This is a genomic window from Aeromonas jandaei (genome assembly GCF_037890695.1).
Lineage (GTDB): Bacteria > Pseudomonadota > Gammaproteobacteria > Enterobacterales > Aeromonadaceae > Aeromonas > Aeromonas jandaei.
Genome location: NZ_CP149571.1, coordinates 600,001 through 622,363 on the forward strand (window position 1 = coordinate 600,001; position 22,363 = coordinate 622,363).

The window sequence follows — 22,363 nt, forward strand, 5'->3', positions numbered from 1 at the left end:
GCTAGCTTTACTTGGAGTAAAGCTCGACGATCAGCTGTTCGTTAATGTCGGCAGACAGGTCGGAACGCTCCGGCAGGCGCTTGAAGGCACCTTCCATTTTAGCGGCATCAACCTCTACCCAAGTCGGCTTCTCGCGCTGACCAGCAACCTCAAGGGCAGCTTTGATACGCGCTTGCTTCTTAGCCTTCTCACGAACGCAGATCACGTCCTCAGGGGAAACCTGGAAAGAAGGAATGTTCACAACGCGGCCGTTTACCATGATGGCCTTGTGGCTCACCAGCTGACGAGATTCAGCGCGGGTAGCACCGAAGCCCATGCGGTATACGACGTTGTCCAGACGACCTTCCAGCAGCTGCAACAGGTTTTCACCGGTGTTACCCTTTTGACGGGCAGCGTCGCGGTAGTAGTTGCGGAACTGTTTTTCCAATACGCCGTAGATACGACGAACTTTTTGTTTCTCGCGCAGTTGCACACCGTAGTCGGACAGACGCGGCTTACGAGCGCCGTGCTGACCAGGAGCGGTGTCAATCTTGCACTTAGAATCAATCGCGCGAACACCAGACTTCAGGAAGAGGTCTGTGCCCTCACGACGGCTAAGCTTAAGCTTAGGACCGATATATCTTGCCATCTTCTTTCTCCAACAATCCTAGACCAAGTAGCTACCAGCGTTACACGCGGCGCTTCTTGGGAGGACGACAACCGTTGTGCGGGATCGGAGTCACATCAGTAATGTTAGTGATGCGGAAACCAGCCGCGTTCAGGGCGCGGATGGAAGACTCACGACCGGGACCCGGACCTTTGACCATGACTTCCAGGTTCTTGACGCCATATTCTTTGGCCATCTCACCAGCGCGTTCAGCAGCTACCTGAGCAGCGAACGGGGTGGACTTACGAGAACCACGGAAACCGGAACCACCAGAAGTAGCCCAAGACAGAGCGTTGCCCTGACGGTCAGTAATGGTCACGATTGTGTTGTTGAAAGATGCATGAACGTGCGCAATACCGTCGCTCACTTGCTTTTTAACGCGCTTGCGAGCACGAGTCGGAGTTTTAGCCATTTTCTACCTTCCCGTTACTTCTTGATAGCCTTGCGCGGACCCTTACGGGTACGAGCGTTGGTCTTGGTACGTTGACCACGAACAGGCAGGCTACGACGGTGACGCAAACCACGGTAGCAACCCAGATCCATCAAACGCTTGATGTTCATGGAAATCTGACGACGCAGGTCACCTTCAACGGTGAATTTACCTACTTGTTCACGCAGACTCTCGATCTGAGCTTCGTCCAGGTCTTTAATTTTCACATTCTCAGCGATACCGGCTGCGGCACAGATGGCCTTGGAGCGGGTACGACCGACGCCATAAATAGCAGTCAAAGCGATGACTGCATGCTTATGGTCAGGAATGTTAATGCCAGCGATACGGGCCACTATTCACTCCTACATATAGTAGATTACGACCACCACAAAGCCCGTGAGCGGATACGTGGCGGTCAACCAATACACAACAAAAGTTGGCTGGCTATATTAGCCAGCACAACTATTTGTTGCAAGTACTAACCGTAAAAAATTAGCCTTGACGCTGTTTATGCTTAGGCTCGCTGCAAATCACACGCACCACACCGTGACGCTTGATGATTTTGCAGTTACGGCAGATTGCCTTAACGGAAGCACGAACTTTCATTGCTTAACTCCGTAACTACGCCGACCTTTAGCGGCCGTAGCCCTTCAGGTTGGCCTTCCTCAGGACATCACCATATTGATGAGACATCATATGGGTCTGAACCTGAGCCATGAAGTCCATGATAACCACCACGATAATCAGCAGCGAGGTGCCACCGAAGTAGAACTGTACGTTCCAGGCAGTCATCAAGAACTGGGGTACCAGACAGATAAAGGTTATATAGAGTGCACCTGCCAATGTCAGGCGAGTCATAACCTTATCGATATAACGTGCTGTCTGCTCGCCCGGGCGAATCCCCGGGATAAAGGCTCCACTCTTCTTCAGATTATCTGCTGTCTCGCGGGGGTTGAACACCAGCGCGGTATAGAAGAAGCAGAAGAAGATAATGGCTGCTGCATAGAGCATCTCGTAAAGCGGCTGACCCGGCTGCAGGAGCCATAGAGACCTGTTGCAGGATGTCGGCTACTTTACCCTCGCCCTGACCAAACCAAGAGGTAATCGGCCCCGGGAAGAGGATGATGCTGGATGCGAAAATCGCAGGAATCACACCGGCCATGTTGACTTTCAACGGCAGGTGCGTGCTTTGCGCGGCGAATACCTGGCGGCCTTGTTGACGCTTGGCATAGTTAACGACGATACGACGCTGACCACGCTCTACGAACACCACAAAGTAAGTCACTGCGAAAACAATCAAGCCCAGCAACAACAACAGCAGGATGTGCAATTCCCCTTGACGTGCCTGTTCGGCCGTAGCGCCAATGGCATGCGGCAGACCGGCAACGATACCTGTGAAAATAATCAACGAGATACCATTACCAATCCCACGCTCGGTAATCTGCTCACCCAACCACATCAAGAACATGGTACCGGTGACCAGACTCACAACCGCTGTGAAATAGAAGCCCAGACCCGGATTAGTCACGAGTCCATGCATCATATTCGGCAGACCGGTTGCAATACCAATGGCCTGGAAAGTTCCCAAAACCAGCGTGCCCCAACGGGTATATTGGCTAATCTTGCGACGGCCGGATTCACCCTCTTTCTTGAGTTCAGCAAGAGCAGGATGAACCACAGTCAGCAGCTGGATAATGATCGACGCCGAAATGTACGGCATGATCCCCAACGCAAGAATAGAAGCACGCGAGAGTGCACCACCACTGAACATGTTGAACATCTCAATGATGGTGCCCTTCTGTTGCTGGAACAACTCGGCCAGTACGGCGGCGTCAATACCAGGAATCGGCACATAAGAGCCTGCACGGAAAACGATAATCGCCCCGAGAACGAAGAGCAGACGGCTCTTCAGTTCACTCAGACCACCCTGTGCTTTAACATCCAATCCTGGTTTCTTAGCCATTGTACTGATTATTCCTCGATTTTACCGCCAGCGGCCTCGATGGCTGCGCGTGCACCTTTGGTGACGGACAGACCACGAACGGTCACAGCACGGTCAATGTTGCCAGACAGAACAACTTTAGCGAACACGATGTTTTTAGTAATAACACCGGCTTGCTTCAGAGTGCTCACGTCGACCACATCACCTTCTACCAGGGCGATTTCGTTCAGGCGAACTTCGGCAGAAACCAAAGATTTGCGAGAGAAGAAACCGAACTTCGGCAGACGGATTTTCAAAGGCATCTGGCCGCCTTCGAAACCGTTGCGAACTTTGCCGCCACCGGAACGAGAGGTTTGGCCTTTAACACCACGACCACCAGTCTTGCCCAGGCCGGAGCCGATACCACGGCCACGACGATGTTTTTCAGGCTTGGAACCAGCGGCCGGAGACAGAGTGTTCAGACGCATGCTTAGCCCTCCACCTTAACCATGTAATAAACCTGGTTGATCATACCGCGTACGCAGGGAGTATCTTCCAGCTCAACGGTGTGACCAATGCGACGCAGACCCAGACCACGCAGAGTCGCCTTGTGCTTGGGCAGACGGCCGATAGAGCTGCGAGTTTGAGTTACTTTTACAGTGTTAGCCATGTCGCATTACCCCAGAATTTCTTCAACGCGCAGACCACGCTTGGCAGCGATCTGTTCCGGTGATTGACCGTGAACCAGAGCGTCTACAGTTGCGCGAACAACGTTGATTGGGTTGGTGGAACCGTAGGTCTTAGCCAGCACGTTGTGGATACCAGCAACTTCCAGAACAGCACGCATAGCGCCGCCTGCGATGATACCAGTACCTTGAGAGGCCGGCTTCATGAACACGGTGGAACCGGAGTGAACACCTTTCACCGGGTGGTGCAGGGTGCCGTTGTTCAGCTCAACCTTGTTCAGGTTACGCTTGGCCTGTTCCATTGCTTTTTGAATAGCAGCCGGAACTTCACGGGCTTTACCGTAACCGTAACCTACACGGCCGTTACCATCACCCACCACGGTCAACGCGGTGAAGGACATGATACGACCACCTTTAACAGTTTTCGAAACACGGTTTACTGCAATCAGCTTTTCTTGCAGTTCGCCGGCTTGAGATTCGACTTTAGCCATCTTCGACTCCTAGCTTAGAACTGAAGACCAGCGTCACGTGCAGCAGCTGCCAGAGCAGCGATGCGGCCGTGATACTTGAAACCGGAACGATCGAAAGATACGTTCTGAACGCCTTTGGCAATAGCACGCTCAGCGATAGCTTTACCTACAGCGGTAGCAGCATCTGCGTTACCGGTGTATTTCAGAGCTTCACTGATGGCTTTCTCTACTGTGGAAGCAGAGGCCAGAACTTCGGAACCGTTGGCTGCAATAACCTGCGCATAGATATGACGCGGGGTACGGTGAACAACCAGACGGGTAGCTCCCAGTTCCTGCATCTTTTTCCGAGCACGAGTAGCACGACGGAGACGAGCTGCTTTCTTGTCCATAGTGTTACCTTACTTCTTCTTAGCTTCTTTAGTACGCACTTGCTCGTTGGCATAGCGTACACCCTTGCCCTTGTAGGGCTCCGGAGCGCGGTAAGCACGGATATCGGCGGCGACTTGGCCAACCAGCTGCTTGTCAACGCCACGCAGAACGATTTCGGTCTGGGACGGGCACTCAGCGGTTACACCAGCCGGCAGCTCATGCTCTACCGGGTGAGAGAAGCCCAGAGCCAGAGCGACAGCATTGCCCTTGATGGAGGCTTTGTAACCTACACCAACCAGCTGCAGCTTGCGCTCGAAGCCTTGGGTAACACCGATTACCATGTTGTTGACCAATGCACGGGCAGTACCGGCCTGAGCGTCAGCACCAGCGATGCCGTCGCGCGGGGCGAACTTCAGTACATTGTCTTCTTTGGTCACTTCTACACCGGCGTGAATAGAACGAACCAGGGAACCTTTACCACCTTTGATGGACAGTTCCTGACCGTTCAGAGTCACTTCTACGCCAGCAGGAATAGTGACGGGTGCCTTAGCAACGCGAGACATTTCCGACCTCCTATTAAGCGACGTAGCAGATGATCTCACCACCCATGCTTGCTTTGCGAGCAGCACGGTCGGTCATCACACCTTTAGACGTGGACACGATAGCAACACCGAGACCGCCCATAACTTTCGGCAGATCAGTAGTGCGCTTGTAAATACGCAGGCCGGGACGGCTCACGCGTTGGATCAGTTCTACAACCGGCTTGCCCTGGAAATATTTCAGTTCAATTTCCAGTTCCGGCTTCACGTCACCAGCTACGGTGTAGCCAGCGATGTAACCTTCTTCTTTCAGCACTTTGGCAATAGCCACTTTCAGCTTGGAAGAAGGCATGGAAACCGCAACTTTGCTCGCCGCCTGACCGTTACGGATGCGGGTCAGCATATCCGCGATCGGATCTTGCATGCTCATAGTCTAACTCCCGAGATTCTTTACCAAGAGGCCTTTTTCAGGCCCGGAATTTCGCCCTTCATGGCATGCTCACGCACCTTGATGCGAGACAGGCCAAACTTGCGCAGGAAACCGTGCGGACGACCAGTAATGTTGCAACGGTTACGCTGACGGGACGGACTGGAATCACGGGGCAGCTGTTGCAGTTGCAGAACAGCATCCCAACGCGCTTCTTCAGAAGCGTTCATATCAACGATGATAGCTTTGAGCTCGGCACGCTTGGTTGCGTACTTGGCTACCAGCTTGGCACGCTTTGCTTCGCGCGCTTTCATGGATGTTTTAGCCATAACCCTAACCTTACTTGCGGAATGGGAAGTTAAAGGCAGCCAGCAGAGCACGGCCTTCTTCATCGGTATTCGCGGAAGTGGTGATGGTGATATCCAGACCACGGACGCGATCGACTTTGTCATAGTCGATTTCCGGGAAGATGATCTGCTCACGCACGCCCATGGAGTAGTTACCACGACCGTCGAACGCTTTAGCGTTCAGGCCACGGAAGTCACGGATACGCGGTACGGAGATGCAGATCAGCCGTTCCAGGAACTCCCACATACGCTCGCCACGCAGGGTTACTTTACAACCTATCGGGTAGCCTTCACGAATCTTGAAGCCCGCAACAGATTTGCGAGCTTTGGTGATCAGCGGCTTCTGACCGGAAATGGCAGCCATATCGGCAGCAGCATTTTCCAGCAATTTCTTGTCAGAGATCGCTTCACCAACACCCATGTTCAGGGTGATTTTCTCGATCCGAGGGACTTGCATGATAGTCTTGTAACCGAACTGCTTGGTCAGTTCACTTACTACATCGGATTTGTAGTAATCATGCAGTTTCGCCATCGTTAAACTCCAATTACTTCACAAGTTCGCCGGTGGATTTGAAGAAACGAACTTTTTTGCCGTCTTCAATCCGGAAACCAACGCGGTCAGCTTTGCCAGTGGCAGAGTTGAACAGCGCTACGTTAGATACATCGATGGGGGCTTCTTTGGTGACGATACCGCCAGCCTGACCCAGTGCGGGTACCGGCTTCTGGTGTTTCTTCACCTGGTTGATGCCTTCCACGATTACCTTACCTTTAGCAATCAGAACTTGAGTGACTTTGCCACGCTTGCCCTTGTCTTTGCCGGTAAGAACAATCACTTCGTCTTCGCGACGGATTTTAGCTGCCATCGTTCGACTCCTTACAGTACTTCGGGTGCCAGGGACACAATCTTCATGAACTTCTCATTACGCAGTTCACGGGTCACCGGGCCAAAAATACGAGTACCGATCGGCTGTTGGTTGTTGTTAAGCAACACAGCCGCATTGTTGTCGAAACGGATGACTGAGCCGTCCGGACGACGAACGCCTTTACGGGTGCGTACGACCACCGCGTTATACACATCACCTTTCTTCACTTTACCGCGAGGAATAGCTTCCTTGATGGAAACTTTGATGATGTCGCCGATGCCGGCGTAACGGCGGTGCGAACCACCCAGAACCTTAATACACATTACACTGCGAGCGCCGGAGTTGTCGGCAACACCCAGCATACTTTGCATCTGGATCATCTTAGTGCTCCGCTTTGTTTACTTCTTATCCCTTTCGGGATCTGGCTGCCTTCAAAAGGCGCGAAACTATAACACAGGATTTTTAGAAAAGGTAGCCTAAAAAACAAACGGCCCCTGAAAGGGGCCGTTTGAGCTAAAAAGTACCGATTAGGCCTTTTCTACAACGGCAACCAGGGTCCAGGACTTGGTCTTGGACAGCGGGCGGCACTCGCGGATTTCCACGAGGTCACCAGCTTTGCACTCGTTGTTTTCATCATGTACGTGCAGCTTGGTAGTGCGCTTGATGATCTTACCGTAGATCGGGTGCTTTACCTTGCGCTCGATGGCAACAGTGATGGACTTGTCCATCTTGTCGCTGATTACACGACCCTGCAGAGTACGGATTTTGTCAGTCATTACGCACCTGCCTTCTCAGTCAGTACAGTCTTGATACGTGCGACGTCACGACGCACTTGTTTCAGAGTGTGAGTCTGAGCCAGTTGGCCGGTGGAAGCTTGCATGCGCATGTTGAATTGCTCACGCAGCAGGCCCAGCAGCTCCTGGTTCAGTTCTTCGACGCTCTTTTGACGCAGATCTTGGGCTTTCATCACATCACCGTCTTAATTACGAAAGTGGTCTGAACAGACAGCTTGGCTGCGGCCAGGGCGAACGCTTCACGCGCCAGAGCCTCAGGTACACCGTCCATCTCGTACAGAACCTTGCCAGGCTGGATCGGGCAAACCCAGTATTCCACGTTACCCTTACCTTTACCCATACGAACTTCGAGGGGCTTTTCGGTAATCGGCTTGTCCGGGAACACACGGATCCAGATCTTACCCTGACGCTTAACGTGACGGGTCATGGCACGACGGGCTGCTTCGATTTGACGAGCAGTCAGCTGACCACGAGATGTCGCCTTCAGGCCAAAGGTACCGAAGGATACTTCGTTACCAGAGGTGGCCAGACCGCGGTTACGACCTTTGTGGGTCTTGCGGAATTTAGTACGCTTTGGTTGCAACATTTACCGAATCTCCTTACTTGGCAGCGCGGCGCTTGTTGTCACGCTTGGGCTTCGCAGGAGCTTGCTCTTGAGCAGCGGCAGCGTTGACAGCAGCCAGACCGCCCAGAACTTCGCCCTTGAAGATCCAAACTTTAACGCCGATCACACCGTAAGTGGTGTGGGCTTCAGAAGTTGCGTAGTCGATGTCGGCACGCAGGGTGTGCAACGGCACACGACCTTCACGGTACCATTCGGTACGCGCGATTTCAGCGCCGCCCAGACGACCGGAAACTTCCACTTTGATGCCCTTGGCACCCAGGCGCATTGCGTTCTGTACGGCGCGCTTCATAGCACGACGAAACATTACACGACGCTCCAGCTGGGAAGTGATGCTGTCGGCAACCAGTTTGCCATCCAGCTCCGGCTTGCGGACTTCGGAAATGTTGATCTGAGCAGGCACGCCAGCAATAGTGGCTACAGCTTTGCGCAGCTTCTCAACGTCTTCGCCTTTCTTACCGATCACAACACCCGGACGAGCGGTGTGAATGGTCACACGGATGCTCTTGGCCGGACGCTCGATGGTGATCTTGGACAAGGACGCGTTTTTCAGTTCCTTGGTCAGGAACTGGCGTACTTGAAAATCGCTGTACAGGTTGTCAGCGAAGTCTTTGGTGTTCGCGAACCAGGTAGAATTCCAAGGCTTGGTAATACCCAGGCGAATGCCATTAGGATGTACTTTCTGACCCATTGCTTATCTCCCAGCCTTAGCGTCGGATACCACTACGGTGATGTGAGCGGTACGCTTGAGGATACGATCCGCGCGACCTTTGGCACGAGGACGGATGCGCTTCATGGAGGGACCTTCGTCGACCATGATAGTAGCAACACGCAGGGCGTCGATGTCGGCGCCTTCGTTGTGCTCAGCGTTTGCAATGGCAGATTCCAGCACTTTCTTCACCAGAACAGCAGCCTTTTTCGGGCTGAAGGTCAGGATGTTCAGAGCCTTGTCTACGGACAGACCACGTACTTGATCGGCTACCAGACGAGCTTTCTGGGCAGAAGTACGGGCATAACGGTGTTTAGCGATAGCTTCCATCATTTATCCCTTAGCGCTTCTTAGCCTTCTTATCAGCAGCATGGCCGCGATAAGTACGAGTCGGTGCGAATTCACCCAGTTTGTGACCGATCATTTCTTCGGTAACGAAAACCGGAACGTGCTGACGACCATTATGGACAGCGATGGTCAAACCGATCATGTTCGGGATGATCATTGAACGACGGGACCAGGTTTTAACCGGCTTTTTATCCCCGCTTTCCACCGCTTTCTCTACCTTCTTCAGCAAGTGCAGGTCGATAAATGGACCCTTCTTGAGAGAACGTGGCATGGTGATTCCTCTATGTTAACAATTACTTGTTACGACGACGTACGATGTACTTGTCGGTACGCTTGTTCTTACGGGTCTTGAAGCCTTTAGCCTTCTGGCCCCATGGGGACACAGGCTGCATGCCCTTGTTACGACCCTCACCACCACCGTGCGGGTGGTCAACCGGGTTCATCGCCATACCGCGAACGGTCGGACGAATACCACGCCAGCGGTTTGCACCGGCTTTACCCAGTTGACGCAGCATGTGCTCGGAGTTACCGACTTCGCCGATGGTAGCGCGGCACTCGGCCAGAACTTTACGTACTTCGCCGGAACGCAGACGCAGAGTTACATAGTTACCTTCACGAGCCAGGATCTGGATGAAAGTACCAGCGGAACGAGCCAGCTGGGCACCTTTACCAGGCTTCATCTCAACAGCGTGAACGGTAGAACCGACCGGGATGTTGCGCATCGGCAGGGTGTTACCTACCTTGATTGCGGCATCAGCACCAGAAGCGATTGCATCACCAGCTTTCAGGCCTTTCGGAGCCAGGATGTAACGACGCTCACCGTCTGCATACAGCACCAGGGCGATGTTTGCGGTACGGTTCGGATCGTATTCCAGGCGCTCAACTTTAGCCGGGATACCGTCTTTGTCGCGCTTGAAGTCGATCAGACGGTAGTGCTGCTTGTGACCACCGCCGATGTGGCGAGTGGTGATGCGGCCGTTGTTGTTACGACCACCGGTTTTGTCTTTCTTGTCCAGCAGAGCTGCAAAGGGCTTACCCTTGTACAGTTCCTGGTTGACGATCTTGACGACGTGGCGGCGGCCCGGAGAAGTAGGCTTGCACTTAACGATTGCCATTTTTCAGAACTCCTCTTACTCGGCTGCGCCCATGAAGTCGATGTCCTGACCAGCTTTCAGGGTCACATAAGCCTTTTTCCAATCGGAACGACGGCCTACGCGTGCACCTGCGCGCTTGGTCTTACCCTTCATGTTCAGGGTACGGACGGTCTCAACTTCGACCTCGAACAGTTTCGCAACTGCAGCTTTGACTTCCGCCTTGGTGGCATCAACAGCAACTTTGAACACGATAGTGTTCTGCTTTTCTGCAACCATGGTGCTCTTTTCAGAGATGTGCGGAGCCTTCAGAACTTTCAGCAGACGCTCTTCACGGATCATGCCAGCATCTCCTCGATTTGCTTAACTGCGTCAGCAGTCATCAGAACCTTGTCGAAAGCGATCAGGCTGACCGGGTCGATACCGGCAACGTCACGCACGTCAACTTTGTACAGGTTGCGAGCAGCCAGGAACAGGTTCTCATCGACTTCAGCAGTCACGATCAGAACGTCAGTCAGTTCCATTTCTTTCAGCTTGGCGATCAGTTCTTTGGTCTTCGGAGCTTCGATGCCGAACTTCTCAACAACGATCAGGCGCTCTTGACGTACCAGCTCGGACAGAATGCTACGGATAGCGCCGCGGTACATCTTCTTGTTTACTTTCTGGCTGTGATCTTGCGGCTTAGCAGCAAAAGTCACACCACCGGAACGCCAAATGGGCGAACGGATGGAGCCAGCACGGGCACGACCAGTACCCTTCTGACGCCACGGCTTTTTGCCGCCACCAGACACTTCAGAGCGAGTCAGCTGCGCACGAGTACCCTGACGGGCACCAGCGGCATAAGCAACGACAACCTGGTGAACCAGAGCTTCGTTGAATTCGCGCCCGAAGGTAGTCTCGGAAACTTCAAGAGCGCTCTTGGCGTCTTTCATTACCAATTCCATTACTATCTCCTCAGACGTTACGCTTTGACGGCAGGTTTAACGATCACGTTGCCGTTGGTTGCACCCGGTACTGCACCTTTGATGAGCAGCAGGTTGCGTTCAGCGTCAACACGAACCAGTTCCAGGTTCTGAGTCGTTACACGCTCAGCACCCATGTGACCAGCCATCTTTTTGCCCTTGAATACACGGCCCGGGGTCTGGTTTTGACCGATGGAGCCAGGTACACGGTGGGACAGAGAGTTACCGTGGGTCATATCCTGGGTACGGAAGTTCCAGCGCTTAACAGTACCGGCAAAACCTTTACCCTTGGATGTGCCGGTAACGTCTACCAGCTTAACGTCAGCGAGAAGATCTACTTTCAGCTCGCTACCAACAGTGAAAGTTTCACCGTTGTTCAGGCGGAATTCCCACAGACCGCGACCGGCTTCTACACCAGCTTTGGCGAAGTGGCCAGCTTCCGGCTTGGTTACGCGGCTAGCTTTCTTGGAGCCAGTGGTAACCTGAATAGCGTTGTAGCCGTCGGTTTCTACAGATTTGACCTGAGTTACACGGTTAGCTTCAACTTCGATAACAGTCACCGGGATAGAAACGCCATCTTCAGTGAAGATGCGAGTCATACCCACTTTGCGACCTACAAGACCGATTGTCATTGTTATCAACCTCTTTCCGTAATTAACCCAGGCTGATCTGGACGTCTACACCAGCTGCCAGATCCAGACGCATCAGGGCGTCTACGGTCTTGTCAGTCGGCTCAACGATGTCTACCAGACGCTTGTGAGTGCGGATCTCGTACTGATCACGCGCGTCTTTGTTGACGTGCGGGGAGATCAGAACGGTGAAACGCTCTTTGCGAGTCGGCAGCGGGATACGACCGCGAACCTGCGCGCCAGTGCGCTTAGCAGTTTCAACGATTTCCGCAGTGGATTGATCAATCAGACGATGATCAAAAGCCTTCAGGCGGATACGGATTCTTTGGTTCTGCATTGACAGAGCTCCAATAGATAAAAGAACATAAATCAACACCGCCCGACCGAGATTAATCCCGCCAGAGGTGTGATTTTTCACGTTTCTCCCCATATCGGGGAGACTGTATGGCTGGTTCCCACAAAGGGGATACTCAGCAAGCAGACATATCGTCTGGCTTGCCTCATGGGCAAGCGGAGGGGATTATACGGATTTTTCAAATTTGCGCAAGTGAAGGCGAACAGATTGTGCGCAATTTTATGTGACAGATGGATCTCGCACTCACCGCCTCTTCTCCCCTGTCGGCAGCACTGACGACAAGCCGGCAAGCAGGCTGATAGACTGGGCTCCGCCTTCGTCAATGGAACGACTCCCACATGCTCAAAGATCAAAAGAAAGCCTATCAATATGGCCTCTGTGCCGTTGCGCTCTGGTCGACGGTCGCCAGTGCCTTCAAGATATCGCTCACCTACTTTGAACCGGTGCAACTACTGCTGGTCGCGGCGTTTACCTCGACACTGACGCTGACAACCATCGTGGCCAAGCAGGGCAAACTGGGTCTGCTGGGCAGCTATATCAAGGCACGCCCGTTCTACTATCTGGCGCTGGGCGTACTCAACCCCTTCCTCTATTACCTGCTGCTGTTCAAGGCCTATGACCTGCTGCCCGCGCAGCAGGCGCAGACCCTCAACTACACCTGGGCCATCACCCTCAGTCTGCTGGCCGTTCCCTTCCTCGGTCAGAAACTGCGTCGCCGCGATGGCGTCGCCATCGTGCTTGGCTACTTTGGCGCGCTGGTGATCGCCACCAAGGGAGATGTATTCGGCCTGCAGTTCGACAGCCCGCTCGGCGTAACGCTGGCACTGGTGTCGACTCTGATCTGGGCCAGCTACTGGATCCTCAATACCCGCAATCAGGGGGATCCCGTCGTCAGCTTGCTGCTTGGCTTCATCATCAGCCTGCCCTTTATCGTCGCTGCGACCTGGCTGCTTTCCGATTTTACCATGACCGCCTGGCAGGGATGGGCAGGCGCCATCTATGTAGGTCTGTTCGAGATGGGTTTCGGTTTCGTGCTCTGGTTGATGGCGCTGCGCCACGCCACTAACACAGCCCCCATCAGCAACCTTATCTTCATCTCGCCGTTTGCCTCGCTGGTGCTGCTCAACTTGCTGATCGGCGAAACCATTCACCCCGCCACCCCTATCGGGCTGGCCCTCATCGTCGCGGCCCTGCTTATTCAGCAGCTGAAATATGGCAAGCGCTATCGCAATACCGCCAAGCCACAAGCCTGACCAAGCAGAAGGGGCGTATCTCTCGATACGCCCCTTCTCTCAATCCATCCACTCCTGCGGCTGGTTCTTGGGTAACCGCAGCTCGACCAGCAAGCCACCCAGCTCGGATCGCCCCAACCTGATGGTACCGTGATGCTGGGCCATGATCTTGGCAACGATGGCCAGTCCCAGCCCGCTCCCTCCCACGGTGCGAGCCACATTCCCCTGAGTAAAGGGCTTGAGTACCCGGCTGTAGTCCTGCTCCGGGATACCCGGGCCATCATCGGACAAGCGCAGGCGAACCCAGTGACCATCATCTTTCAGCTCGGCATGCAGACTGCCTGCGCCATAGCGTAACGAGTTGCCCGCCAGATTGGTCAGCACCCGCCGCATACTGATCGGGTTGCAGACGACTCGCACCGCATCCTTCGGCAGGGCGAGGTCAACTTCGAGCCCCTGCTCGGTGTGCATCAGCAAGGTGTCGTGTACCAGCTGAGTCAAATCGGCCGGTGAAAACTGCTGCCCTTCATCGGGACGGATGTAGTCGATGAACTGGTCGATGATGGCATTGGATTCATCGATATCGGAGTTGATGCTCTCCTTGAGGTACTCGTCGCCCGACGACATCATCTCGGTCGCAAGACGAATCCGGGTCAGCGGGGTGCGCAGATCGTGGGACACCCCCGCCATCATCATATTGCGCTCCTCTATCAGGCTCTTGATGGAGTGCGACATATGGTTGAAGGTACGGGTCAGACGGCGAACTTCACGGGACCCCTGCTCGCCCAGCGCCTCGGGGAACTCCCCTTTGGCCACCGCAACGGCCCCCTCCTCCAGATCCTCCAGCGGGCGAACCAGCTGACGGGCAAAACGCCAGGCGGCAAAGAGGGTGATCACCAGCAGCACGCTCATATAGAGGATGAGCGGCTCGATATCGTCATCTTCAATCTCGGTCAGCGGGATCCTGACCCAGGTCTTGTTGGCCTGGGGAGGCTGGATCCAGATGATGTAGTGATCCTGGATCTCGACCCGCACCTTGGTCTTGCCACCAAGCTCGCGACTGATGTTCTCCTCCAGATAGGCATAGGGCTTGGAGTCGTTGAGTCCATGCTGCTCCGCTTCGCTCTGGGTGTAGATATCGCTGCCGGTCGCAACATAGACCAGCGCCTCGGCGTCATCGCTCAGCGCCAGCTGATTGCTCTCGACCGGAAAGATGAGTTTGACCTGATTGGCCAGCAGGTGACTGATCTGCTTGACCGTCGGGGCCAGCAGATAGTTGTAGAAGGTAACGTAGGAGACTGCTTGATAGACGATCAGCACGGCCGCCAAAAACCAGAGCATGCGTGAAAACATGCTCCCGACTTTTTTCATGCTCTTTCACCATCAGGCACAAAGACGTAGCCCAGACCCCAGACAGTCTGCAGATAACGCGGCTGGGTCGGATCCTGCTCCAGCAGACGTCGCAGGCGCGACACCTGCACGTCGATGCTGCGCTCGGTGGCGGTGTATTCGCGACCCCGGGCCAGATTCATCAGCTTGTCGCGGGAGAGCGGCTCGCGCGGGTGGCTCACCAACACCTTGAGCACGGCAAATTCACCGCTGGTCAGCGCCATCGGCTCACCATCGCGGCTCAGCTCGCGGGTCGCGAGATTGAGCTGATAAACCCCGAAGTTGACCACTTTCTCGGCGGCGGAGGGAGCACCGGGCAACTCGACGGTATGACGGCGCAGCACGGCACGGATCCGGGCCAGCAGCTCGCGCGGATTAAACGGCTTGGGCAGGTAATCATCCGCCCCCATCTCGAGTCCGACGATGCGATCGACATCATCCCCCTTGGCAGTCAGCATCAATACCGGGATCTGGTTGCCACCCTCGCGCAAACGGCGGCAGATGGAGAGACCATCCTCGCCGGGCAACATCAGGTCGAGCACCATCAGGCTGAAGTTTTCACGGGTCAGCAGACGATCGGCCTGCTCGCCGTTGGCAACGCCACGCACCACGAACCCCTGTTCGGTGAGGTAGCGCTCCAGCAGGGAGCGTAATTTCAGATCGTCGTCCACCACCAGGACCTTGTATTGCTGCTGACTCATTGGATTGCCTCGTCGCCTTAATCTGCCTCCAATACTAGGGCGGGCCACTGCGGGAGCAAAGCATAAATATGTTACCGGTTATTGCTTGATGGTTGCGGAAGCGGAAGTCAATCGAACGAAAATCGTATTGGCCATATCTTGTCGCAGCCACCCGGATACCATGATTTCACTCGACAGCAGAGGGACAAAAGCTAATATTCCCGTGCAGTTAGCACCACCTCTCTATCAGACCAGGTCAGAGATCATCATGAAGACAAAGCTGATCACCCGCGAAGGTTACAACAAACTGAAGGAAGAGCTCGATTTCCTGTGGCGTCAGGAACGACCCGAGACCACCCGCAAGGTGGCTTGGGCGGCCAGCCTCGGTGATCGCAGCGAGAATGCCGACTACCAGTACAACAAGAAACGGCTGCGGGAGATCGACCGGCGGGTTCGTTACCTGCGCAAGTGTCTGGAAGAGCTGGGGATAGTCGATTACGCCCCCGCTCAGGAGGGCAAGGTCTTCTTCGGTGCCTGGGTCGAGGTGGAGAACGACGAGGGCGAGACCAAGCGCTTTCGCATCGTCGGCTATGACGAGATCTTCGAGCGCAAGGATTACATCTCCATCGACTCCCCCATGGCCCGCGCCCTGCTCAAGAAAGAGGTGGGCGACGAAGCCATCGTGCGCACGCCAGTCGGTGACGTCTGCTGGTATGTCAACGACATCAGTTACCCGCGCTAGCCCTCTCTGATGCCGGCCATGTGGTTGGCATCCCCTCCTGCGCGCCCTATAGTGCTGGCACTTGGCGCCATTGAGCCAGACCCGACCACAGAGGTTCTTAACAGAAACCATGACACAGACCATCGAACATCTGATCGCTACCGAGCTCAATGCTCGCCCGCAACAAGTCGAAGCCGCTGTACGCCTGCTGGATGAAGGCGCGACCGTGCCCTTCATCGCCCGTTACCGCAAAGAGGTGACCGGCGGTCTGGACGACAGCCAGCTGCGTACCCTGGAGAGCCGCCTCGGCTACCTGCGCGAACTGGCAGATCGCCGCCAGGTGATCCTGCGCTCCATCGAGGAGCAGGGCAAGCTGACCCCTGAGCTGGCCCGCGAGCTGAACGAAGCCGACAGCAAGACCCGGCTGGAAGACCTCTATCTCCCCTACAAACCCAAGCGTCGTACCAAAGGGCAGATGGCCATCGAGGCGGGGCTGGAGCCGCTGGCCGACCTGCTGCTGAGCGACCCGATGAAAGAGCCCGATCAGGAGGCGCTTCGCTTCCTCAACGCCGAGCAGGGGATCACCGACAGCAAAGCGGCTCTCGATGGCGCCCGCTACATCCTGATGGAGCGCTTTGCCGAGCAGGCCGACCTGCTGGAGAAGCTGCGCGACTACCTGTGGCAGAACGCTACCCTGCGCGCTCGCGTGGTGGCTGGCAAGGAGCAGGAAGGGGCCAAGTTCAAGGACTACTTCGAGCACGACGAGCCGCTGCACAAGGCCCCCTCCCACCGGGTGCTGGCCATGCTGCGCGGTCGCAACGAGGGTGTGCTCAATCTGGCGCTGGTCGCGGGTGACGATGAGGGTGCCAGCCCCTGCGAAGGGATTATTGCCCATCACCTCAAGCTCAACCTGCAAAATCGCCCGGCCGACAAGTGGCTGCAAGGGGTGGTGAGCTGGACCTGGAAGATCAAGCTATCGCTCCAGATGGAGACCGAACTGATCGGTCGCATCCGCGAGTCAGCAGAGGATGAGGCGATCAAGGTATTTGCCATGAACCTCAAGGATCTGCTTATGGCGGCTCCGGCCGGCATGCGTTGCACCATGGGGCTGGATCCCGGCATCCGTACCGGTGTCAAGGTGGCCGTGGTCGATGCCACCGGCAAGCTGGTCGACACCGCGACCATCTATCCGTTCGAACCCAAGCGCCAGATCGACCAGAGCCTCAAGACCCTGAGCGAGCTCTGCCAGAAGCACAAGGTCGAACTCATCAGCATTGGCAACGGCACCGCCTCACGGGAGACCGACCGCCTGGTGAGCGATCTGTTTGAACGCTATCCGGCCGCCAAGGCGCAGAAGATCGTGGTAAGCGAAGCGGGAGCCTCGGTCTATTCCGCCTCCGAGCTCGCCTCTCTGGAGTTCCCGGATCTCGACGTCTCACTGCGCGGCGCCGTCTCCATCGCCCGCCGTCTGCAGGATCCGCTGGCCGAGCTGGTCAAGATCGATCCCAAGAGCATAGGTGTGGGTCAGTACCAGCACGATGTTGGCCAGAGCATGCTGGCCCGCCGACTCGATGCCGTGGTCGAGGATTGCGTCAACGCGGTCGGGGTGGATGTGAACACCGCTTCGGTCGCCCTGCTCAACCGGGTATCCGGCCTCTCCCAGACCCTGGCCCAGAACATCGTCGCCTACCGTGACGAACACGGCGCCTTCCAGAATCGTCAGCAACTGCTGAAAGTGAGCCGGCTCGGCCCCAAGGCGTTCGAGCAGTGTGCCGGCTTCCTGCGCATTCGTGGCGGCAGCAACCCGCTGGACGGCTCGGCGGTACACCCGGAATCCTACCCAGTGGTAGAGCGGATCCTCGCCAGGCTGGAGCAGACCGTGGATAGCCTGCTCGGCAACAGCAGCCTGCTGCGTACCCTCAAGCCTGCCGATTATACGGACGAGCAGTTCGGTGTTCCCACCGTCACCGACATCATAGGCGAACTGGACAAGCCGGGCCGCGACCCGCGCCCCGAGTTCAAAACCGCGACCTTCAAGGAAGGGGTGGAGAAAATCAGCGATCTGGTGCCTGAGATGGTGCTGGAGGGGGTGGTCACCAACGTCACCAACTTTGGCGCCTTCGTCGATGTCGGCGTTCATCAGGATGGCCTGGTGCACATCTCCTCTCTCACCGACCGCTTCGTCAAGGATCCCCGCGAGGTGGTCAAGGCCGGTGACATAGTGCGAGTGAAGGTGCTGGAAGTGGACGTGCCGCGCAAGCGGATCAGCCTGACCATGCGCCTTGACGAAAAGGCCGGTCAGCCGGCACGCAAACCGGCCGAGCCGCGCCACTCCGGTAACACCAAGCCGAAACAGGCGCCCCGGCAGAGCGCTCCAACCAAGGGGGCCATGGGCAACGCCTTCGCGGCGGCCCTCTCCAAGCTGAAGAAATAAGCGCCCCAGAAATGCAAAAAGCCCCGCGAGGGGCTTTTTTGTCACAGTTACTCAGCGTTATTGGGCCAGTGCGGCCAGAATGGCGTCAGCCTCCTGATGGGCAGCCAATACTTCCCGCAGCCGGTTGAAGGCCTTGCAGGCCTCCTGCGGGTATTTGCCGTAGGAGACCACCCCTGTGTGGCTCCAGCCTGCAGCAAGCATCACTTTCTTCTTGAAACTGGTGCCCTCGGTGCCACCACCACCCAGCTGCATCAGAAATTGCTCCATCTGCAGATGGGCCGGCGGTACACGGGAGAAGGTAGTGAAATCTTCCGGTTTGACTTCATCGAAATGCATGACAGCTCCTGTAAAAATAGGATGGGCCTGATCTTCAGGTTAGTTGCAAAAATGGGGTGTGCTGCCGAAAGTTGCTGGCACTGCGTCAGATGCGCAGACTAAGTGACTGGTTTGCAGCCGGGCTCACAGACTGCTGATAGCGGTTGGCGATCACCTGATTGCGCTTGTCCATGTAAGCGCTCAGCACCCCATCCGTACTATTGCTACGTTCGGCTATCAGCTCTTTGCGTGCTTTGGCTTCACTGGCAGCCGCACTGCGCGCGACCGATAGGTCCTGAGCTGATGGCTCGGCAGGGGCCAGCGCTGCCGAACGGATTTGCTGCATCTTGGTGATGGTGGCAGCAGGATCACCGGGCACTGCGCTGGTGTCTATCTGGACTTCACCACCGGTCGCATAGCGCTTGCCATCTGGCCCCTGAGTAAACTGGTAGGTCGGCATTCCCGCATAGCTACCGCCGGCAGAGTGGTGCGCCTGTTCATGGGTGCGCACCTCCTGATCCCGATCGGCCAGATCCTGAACCTGTTGCTCGTGCTGCCTTTGCTGCTCCTGCTCTTTATTATTCGGGTCTTGTTGCTTGCGCTGACCATCCTCCCCCGTCGCTTCGACAAAACGGTGGTCGAGGGGATTCTGTACGGTGGATTGATTGCCTTCCCGGCTGCTCTGGGTGGCAGGGTTGGTGTTGGTCGCCTGACCGGCTTTGGATTTCTCTTTCTGGGAGCCGACTTCGGATTCGGCAACGGAAGCCTGGCTCGAGCGAGCCTGCGGGATCAGTTCTGCCCGGCGATTATCCGTCCGGGCCGCTTCCACCTGAGGTTGCAGCTGCGTCGGAATAAGGGGGGGCAGACTGACATTGATGTTCATCTCACACCCGGATGTCGATCAGGGTTCCCATCATGTCGCTGGCAGTCTTCATCACCTTGGCGGAGGCTCCGGCTTGCAGCTCGGCAGACTTGAGATTGACGAGCTCGTCCGGCACTTGCACCTGATCCCCACTTGGCGTGTTAAGACGGGCAAGCTGGCCGGATGCCCGATCGGCAACCTGCTCGGCTCGCTGGAATCCCTGCAGGCCACTGTTAAAGACGGATTCAATACGCATGGCGTTACTCCTCTGATCACAGCTTAATTATCCGCCAGACCAGAGGATTAATGAAGCTTTGCGGCTATTTTTTAGCCAACAAAATCTCGAAGGATTTCAATGAATTCGTCAGGATGGGAAATAAAAGGTGCATGTGAGGCCTTGCTGAAGGTGACGCTTCGACTAGCGGGATAGCGTTCATCCAGCAGAGGAATGGCTGCTTTGGGCACCAGTGAATCCAGCCGACCATAGATGCGCAGCCAGGGCAACGCCAGGGATAGCAGGTCATCGCGCATATCAATATCAGCCAGCAAACCGAGCCCCGCCTCCAGTGCTGCGAACTGGGGAACAGGTCGTTCCGCAAGCCAGTGGCGCAGCTGGCGGATGTCATCCCGGGCATGTTCGCTGCCCATCGCCTGGATCGCCAGAAAGCGCTCTATGGTTTGGCGAAAATCCCCCGCCAGCATCTGGTTGAAACCGGTCAGCACCTTGGGGGCAATTCCGGGCCACTCGTCCCGTGCCATAAAGCAGGGAGAGCTGGCCACGGTGATCAGGGAGTGCAGACGCTCGGGATGAGTCAGCGCCAGCTGGCTCGCCACCAGACCTCCGAGTGACCACCCCACCAGATGACACTTATCTGGCAACACGGTGGTGACCTGCTCCGCCAGCCATGGCAGGTTATAGTCGACCCCCTCGGCCAGCGGGCTGTTGCCAAAGCCGGGCAGATCCACCAGATGAACCCGGTAATGTACCGCCAGCTGCTGGGCGATGCCGTGCCACACTGCGCCGTTCATACCCCATCCGTGCAACAGCACCAGATCGGGTCCCTGACCAAACTGCTCTACCGATACGCTCATCTAGACTCAAGATCCCTGTTCATGCTCTTGGGGTCAGCATGTTAAAGCGCCTGCTTGCCAAAGCAAGTCCACTGTTCGGCAGCCACGCCGACTGGCAGGGCAGCTGCCTGCTCTGTCGGCAGCCTTGTGATAACGAACCTTTGCTATGCAGCTGGTGCCGGAACGCCCTGCACCAACCGCAACAGCGCTGCCGACTCTGCGCCGCGCCGCTGCCGGAAGAGATACAGACCGGGGTAGTATGCGGCCGCTGCCAGCGCAGGCCACCGCCGTGGGAGCGACTCCAGGTGATCGGTGACTATCAGCCACCCTACCCGGCCCTGATCCCGCGCCTGAAGTATTCGGGGCAAATCCTGCTGGCCCCCCTGTTGGCCCGTTTGCTGGCAGATCATCTCGATTGCGATGACCTGCCGGAGGCGATTATTCCTGTTCCTCTGCACTGGTGGCGTCAGTGGTGGCGCGGCTTCAACCAGGCGGAGGAGATCGCCAGTCACCTGAGCCAGCTAAGCGGAATTCCTTGCGATAACCGGCTGCTGCGCAGGATCAGAGCGACGCCACAGCAGACCAAGCTCAGCGCTGGGCAGAGACGGCGCAATCTGCGCGGCGCATTTCACATTGCGCCGCACCACTATCGCCATATCGCCCTGCTCGATGACGTGGTTACCACCGGCGCCACCGCCGGCCAGCTCACCCGCCTGCTTCATGAGAGCGGAGTCACAAAGGTGGAGGTCTGGGCCATCTGCCGCACTCAGAGGCATCTCAAGTAGCCATCGGCATGCTACCCAAGCCTTGCTAACCGCGTTATCATGAATACCCTAGTCGTACACTCAGGTTTATGAGGATAGTGATGATCAGCATTTCCGACGCCGCCCAGGCCCATTTCCGTAAACTGCTGGAAAAACAGCCTGATGGCACCAATATCCGGGTGTTTGTGGTCAATCCGGGAACCCAGAATGCCGAGTGTGGCGTATCGTATTGCCCACCCGATGCCGTGGATCCGGAAGATCAACACCTGCCTTTCAGCGGTTTCGACTGCATGGTCGATCCCCTGAGCGCCCCCTTCCTGGTGGATGCCACCATCGATTTCGTGACCGATCAGATGGGCTCCCAGCTCACTCTGAAGGCGCCGAACGCCAAGATGCGCAAGGTTGCCGACGATGCCCCGCTGATCGAGCGCATCGAGTACACCCTCATCTCCGAGGTGAACCCCATGCTGGCCGGTCACGGCGGCAAGGTGACCCTGACCGAGCTGACTGAAGATGGCTACGCCATCCTGCAGTTTGGCGGCGGTTGCAACGGTTGCTCCATGGTCGATTACACCCTGAAAGAGGGTATCGAGAAGCAGCTGCTGGAGAAATTCCCGGGCGAACTCAAGGGTGTCAAAGACGCCACCGAGCACCAGCGCGGCGACCACTCCTACTACTGATTTGTTG

36 protein-coding genes and 1 pseudogene are annotated in these 22,363 nt (G+C 56.2%); 5 read left to right on the plus strand and 32 right to left on the minus strand.

What is annotated here, in order from left to right:
- Nucleotides 1–7 precede the first annotated feature (7 nt).
- The 26 genes and pseudogenes from rpsD to rpsJ form a co-directional block, all read right to left on the minus strand.
- Nucleotides 8–628, minus strand: a complete 621-nt coding sequence (rpsD, locus tag WE862_RS02975; RefSeq protein ID WP_005342696.1) for a 30S ribosomal protein S4 — start codon at nucleotides 626–628, stop codon at nucleotides 8–10.
- 40 nt (nucleotides 629–668) lie between these two features.
- Nucleotides 669–1,058, minus strand: a complete 390-nt coding sequence (rpsK, locus tag WE862_RS02980) for a 30S ribosomal protein S11 (RefSeq protein WP_005307993.1) — start codon at nucleotides 1,056–1,058, stop codon at nucleotides 669–671.
- Nucleotides 1,059–1,072: 14 nt separating this feature from the next.
- Complete coding sequence (rpsM, locus tag WE862_RS02985) at nucleotides 1,073–1,429, minus strand: 30S ribosomal protein S13 (RefSeq protein WP_005307991.1); 357 nt, start codon at nucleotides 1,427–1,429, stop codon at nucleotides 1,073–1,075.
- A gap of 139 nt (nucleotides 1,430–1,568) precedes the next feature.
- Nucleotides 1,569–1,682 (minus strand): 50S ribosomal protein L36, encoded by a 114-nt coding sequence (rpmJ, locus tag WE862_RS02990; protein ID WP_005319705.1) that lies wholly within the window; start codon nucleotides 1,680–1,682, stop codon nucleotides 1,569–1,571.
- Nucleotides 1,683–1,709: 27 nt separating this feature from the next.
- A pseudogene (gene secY / locus WE862_RS02995) lies at nucleotides 1,710–3,039 on the minus strand (preprotein translocase subunit SecY).
- Between the two features lie 8 nt (nucleotides 3,040–3,047).
- Nucleotides 3,048–3,485 (minus strand): 50S ribosomal protein L15, encoded by a 438-nt coding sequence (gene rplO, locus WE862_RS03000; protein WP_033115582.1) that lies wholly within the window; start codon nucleotides 3,483–3,485, stop codon nucleotides 3,048–3,050.
- 2 nt (nucleotides 3,486–3,487) lie between these two features.
- Nucleotides 3,488–3,667 (minus strand): 50S ribosomal protein L30, encoded by a 180-nt coding sequence (gene rpmD / locus WE862_RS03005; protein ID WP_005307985.1) that lies wholly within the window; start codon nucleotides 3,665–3,667, stop codon nucleotides 3,488–3,490.
- Between the two features lie 6 nt (nucleotides 3,668–3,673).
- Nucleotides 3,674–4,174, minus strand: coding sequence for a 30S ribosomal protein S5 (gene rpsE, locus WE862_RS03010; RefSeq protein WP_005342686.1), 501 nt, complete (start codon nucleotides 4,172–4,174; stop codon nucleotides 3,674–3,676).
- A 14-nt stretch (nucleotides 4,175–4,188) separates the two neighbouring features.
- Nucleotides 4,189–4,542, minus strand: a complete 354-nt coding sequence (gene rplR / locus WE862_RS03015; RefSeq protein ID WP_005340606.1) for a 50S ribosomal protein L18 — start codon at nucleotides 4,540–4,542, stop codon at nucleotides 4,189–4,191.
- A gap of 9 nt (nucleotides 4,543–4,551) precedes the next feature.
- The gene (gene rplF / locus WE862_RS03020) at nucleotides 4,552–5,085 is read right to left on the minus strand and encodes a 50S ribosomal protein L6 (RefSeq protein ID WP_033115583.1); all 534 of its coding nucleotides are present in this window, start codon (nucleotides 5,083–5,085) and stop codon (nucleotides 4,552–4,554) included.
- 13 nt (nucleotides 5,086–5,098) lie between these two features.
- Nucleotides 5,099–5,491 (minus strand): 30S ribosomal protein S8, encoded by a 393-nt coding sequence (rpsH, locus tag WE862_RS03025; protein WP_033115584.1) that lies wholly within the window; start codon nucleotides 5,489–5,491, stop codon nucleotides 5,099–5,101.
- 20 nt (nucleotides 5,492–5,511) lie between these two features.
- Complete coding sequence (gene rpsN / locus WE862_RS03030) at nucleotides 5,512–5,817, minus strand: 30S ribosomal protein S14 (RefSeq protein ID WP_005340609.1); 306 nt, start codon at nucleotides 5,815–5,817, stop codon at nucleotides 5,512–5,514.
- A gap of 10 nt (nucleotides 5,818–5,827) precedes the next feature.
- Entirely contained in the window at nucleotides 5,828–6,367 is a 540-nt protein-coding gene (gene rplE, locus WE862_RS03035; RefSeq protein WP_033115585.1) for a 50S ribosomal protein L5, read from the minus strand.
- Between the two features lie 13 nt (nucleotides 6,368–6,380).
- Nucleotides 6,381–6,698 carry a 50S ribosomal protein L24 gene (rplX, locus tag WE862_RS03040; protein ID WP_005307977.1) on the minus strand — a complete coding sequence of 106 codons (318 nt, stop codon included), beginning with the start codon at nucleotides 6,696–6,698 and terminating at the stop codon, nucleotides 6,381–6,383.
- Between the two features lie 11 nt (nucleotides 6,699–6,709).
- Nucleotides 6,710–7,078, minus strand: a complete 369-nt coding sequence (gene rplN / locus WE862_RS03045) for a 50S ribosomal protein L14 (protein ID WP_005307975.1) — start codon at nucleotides 7,076–7,078, stop codon at nucleotides 6,710–6,712.
- A 147-nt stretch (nucleotides 7,079–7,225) separates the two neighbouring features.
- A complete protein-coding gene (gene rpsQ / locus WE862_RS03050; RefSeq protein ID WP_005307966.1) occupies nucleotides 7,226–7,474 on the minus strand; it encodes a 30S ribosomal protein S17 in 249 nt (82 codons plus the stop codon).
- Nucleotides 7,474–7,665 carry a 50S ribosomal protein L29 gene (gene rpmC, locus WE862_RS03055; RefSeq protein ID WP_005307965.1) on the minus strand — a complete coding sequence of 64 codons (192 nt, stop codon included), beginning with the start codon at nucleotides 7,663–7,665 and terminating at the stop codon, nucleotides 7,474–7,476. Before rpmC ends, rpsQ begins: the two co-directional genes overlap by 1 nt.
- Nucleotides 7,665–8,078, minus strand: a complete 414-nt coding sequence (gene rplP, locus WE862_RS03060) for a 50S ribosomal protein L16 (protein WP_005340612.1) — start codon at nucleotides 8,076–8,078, stop codon at nucleotides 7,665–7,667. Before rplP ends, rpmC begins: the two co-directional genes overlap by 1 nt.
- A 13-nt stretch (nucleotides 8,079–8,091) precedes the next feature.
- Nucleotides 8,092–8,805 carry a 30S ribosomal protein S3 gene (rpsC, locus tag WE862_RS03065; RefSeq protein WP_005307962.1) on the minus strand — a complete coding sequence of 238 codons (714 nt, stop codon included), beginning with the start codon at nucleotides 8,803–8,805 and terminating at the stop codon, nucleotides 8,092–8,094.
- Nucleotides 8,806–8,808: 3 nt separating this feature from the next.
- Entirely contained in the window at nucleotides 8,809–9,153 is a 345-nt protein-coding gene (gene rplV / locus WE862_RS03070; protein WP_005319741.1) for a 50S ribosomal protein L22, read from the minus strand.
- 10 nt (nucleotides 9,154–9,163) lie between these two features.
- Entirely contained in the window at nucleotides 9,164–9,442 is a 279-nt protein-coding gene (gene rpsS, locus WE862_RS03075; protein WP_005307960.1) for a 30S ribosomal protein S19, read from the minus strand.
- Nucleotides 9,443–9,464: 22 nt separating this feature from the next.
- Nucleotides 9,465–10,286: a 50S ribosomal protein L2 gene (gene rplB / locus WE862_RS03080; protein ID WP_041209710.1), complete on the minus strand. Its 822-nt coding sequence runs from the start codon at nucleotides 10,284–10,286 to the stop codon at nucleotides 9,465–9,467.
- Nucleotides 10,287–10,301: 15 nt separating this feature from the next.
- Nucleotides 10,302–10,604 carry a 50S ribosomal protein L23 gene (gene rplW / locus WE862_RS03085; protein ID WP_005307955.1) on the minus strand — a complete coding sequence of 101 codons (303 nt, stop codon included), beginning with the start codon at nucleotides 10,602–10,604 and terminating at the stop codon, nucleotides 10,302–10,304.
- Nucleotides 10,601–11,206 (minus strand): 50S ribosomal protein L4, encoded by a 606-nt coding sequence (gene rplD, locus WE862_RS03090; protein ID WP_005340616.1) that lies wholly within the window; start codon nucleotides 11,204–11,206, stop codon nucleotides 10,601–10,603. Before rplD ends, rplW begins: the two co-directional genes overlap by 4 nt.
- A gap of 17 nt (nucleotides 11,207–11,223) precedes the next feature.
- Complete coding sequence (rplC, locus tag WE862_RS03095) at nucleotides 11,224–11,856, minus strand: 50S ribosomal protein L3 (RefSeq protein ID WP_005307947.1); 633 nt, start codon at nucleotides 11,854–11,856, stop codon at nucleotides 11,224–11,226.
- Between the two features lie 22 nt (nucleotides 11,857–11,878).
- Nucleotides 11,879–12,190, minus strand: coding sequence for a 30S ribosomal protein S10 (gene rpsJ / locus WE862_RS03100; RefSeq protein ID WP_339058747.1), 312 nt, complete (start codon nucleotides 12,188–12,190; stop codon nucleotides 11,879–11,881).
- A 356-nt stretch (nucleotides 12,191–12,546) separates the two neighbouring features.
- Between rpsJ and WE862_RS03105 the strand changes: the two genes are divergently transcribed.
- Nucleotides 12,547–13,461 (plus strand): DMT family transporter, encoded by a 915-nt coding sequence (locus WE862_RS03105; protein ID WP_042029469.1) that lies wholly within the window; start codon nucleotides 12,547–12,549, stop codon nucleotides 13,459–13,461.
- Between the two features lie 39 nt (nucleotides 13,462–13,500).
- Here the strand turns inward: WE862_RS03105 and envZ are convergent, their stop codons facing one another.
- Both envZ and ompR read right to left on the minus strand, forming a co-directional pair.
- A complete protein-coding gene (envZ, locus tag WE862_RS03110; RefSeq protein ID WP_042029470.1) occupies nucleotides 13,501–14,811 on the minus strand; it encodes a two-component system sensor histidine kinase EnvZ in 1,311 nt (436 codons plus the stop codon).
- Complete coding sequence (gene ompR / locus WE862_RS03115; RefSeq protein WP_033115589.1) at nucleotides 14,808–15,530, minus strand: two-component system response regulator OmpR; 723 nt, start codon at nucleotides 15,528–15,530, stop codon at nucleotides 14,808–14,810. The genes envZ and ompR overlap by 4 nt, the downstream gene beginning before the upstream one ends.
- A gap of 247 nt (nucleotides 15,531–15,777) precedes the next feature.
- On the opposite strand from ompR, the gene greB reads away from it, so the two are divergent.
- Both greB and WE862_RS03125 read left to right on the plus strand, forming a co-directional pair.
- Nucleotides 15,778–16,251: a transcription elongation factor GreB gene (gene greB, locus WE862_RS03120; protein ID WP_033115590.1), complete on the plus strand. Its 474-nt coding sequence runs from the start codon at nucleotides 15,778–15,780 to the stop codon at nucleotides 16,249–16,251.
- Between the two features lie 109 nt (nucleotides 16,252–16,360).
- Complete coding sequence (locus WE862_RS03125; protein WP_042029472.1) at nucleotides 16,361–18,664, plus strand: Tex family protein; 2,304 nt, start codon at nucleotides 16,361–16,363, stop codon at nucleotides 18,662–18,664.
- 57 nt (nucleotides 18,665–18,721) lie between these two features.
- Here WE862_RS03125 and WE862_RS03130 read toward each other — a convergent pair whose 3' ends face one another.
- From WE862_RS03130 to bioH, 4 genes are all read right to left on the minus strand, one after another.
- Nucleotides 18,722–19,000, minus strand: a complete 279-nt coding sequence (locus WE862_RS03130; RefSeq protein ID WP_033115592.1) for a hypothetical protein — start codon at nucleotides 18,998–19,000, stop codon at nucleotides 18,722–18,724.
- A gap of 85 nt (nucleotides 19,001–19,085) precedes the next feature.
- Nucleotides 19,086–19,862 (minus strand): putative metalloprotease CJM1_0395 family protein, encoded by a 777-nt coding sequence (locus tag WE862_RS03135; protein WP_042029474.1) that lies wholly within the window; start codon nucleotides 19,860–19,862, stop codon nucleotides 19,086–19,088.
- Nucleotide 19,863: 1 nt separating this feature from the next.
- The gene (locus WE862_RS03140) at nucleotides 19,864–20,097 is read right to left on the minus strand and encodes a flagellar hook protein FlgE (RefSeq protein WP_042029477.1); all 234 of its coding nucleotides are present in this window, start codon (nucleotides 20,095–20,097) and stop codon (nucleotides 19,864–19,866) included.
- Nucleotides 20,098–20,168: 71 nt separating this feature from the next.
- The gene (gene bioH / locus WE862_RS03145; RefSeq protein WP_042029479.1) at nucleotides 20,169–20,933 is read right to left on the minus strand and encodes a pimeloyl-ACP methyl ester esterase BioH; all 765 of its coding nucleotides are present in this window, start codon (nucleotides 20,931–20,933) and stop codon (nucleotides 20,169–20,171) included.
- Between the two features lie 38 nt (nucleotides 20,934–20,971).
- On the opposite strand from bioH, the gene WE862_RS03150 reads away from it, so the two are divergent.
- Entirely contained in the window at nucleotides 20,972–21,697 is a 726-nt protein-coding gene (locus WE862_RS03150; RefSeq protein ID WP_042029481.1) for a ComF family protein, read from the plus strand.
- 80 nt (nucleotides 21,698–21,777) lie between these two features.
- On the plus strand, nucleotides 21,778–22,356 hold the full coding sequence (nfuA, locus tag WE862_RS03155; RefSeq protein WP_033115597.1) for a Fe-S biogenesis protein NfuA: 579 nt from the start codon (nucleotides 21,778–21,780) through the stop codon (nucleotides 22,354–22,356).
- Nucleotides 22,357–22,363: the final 7 nt, after the last annotated feature.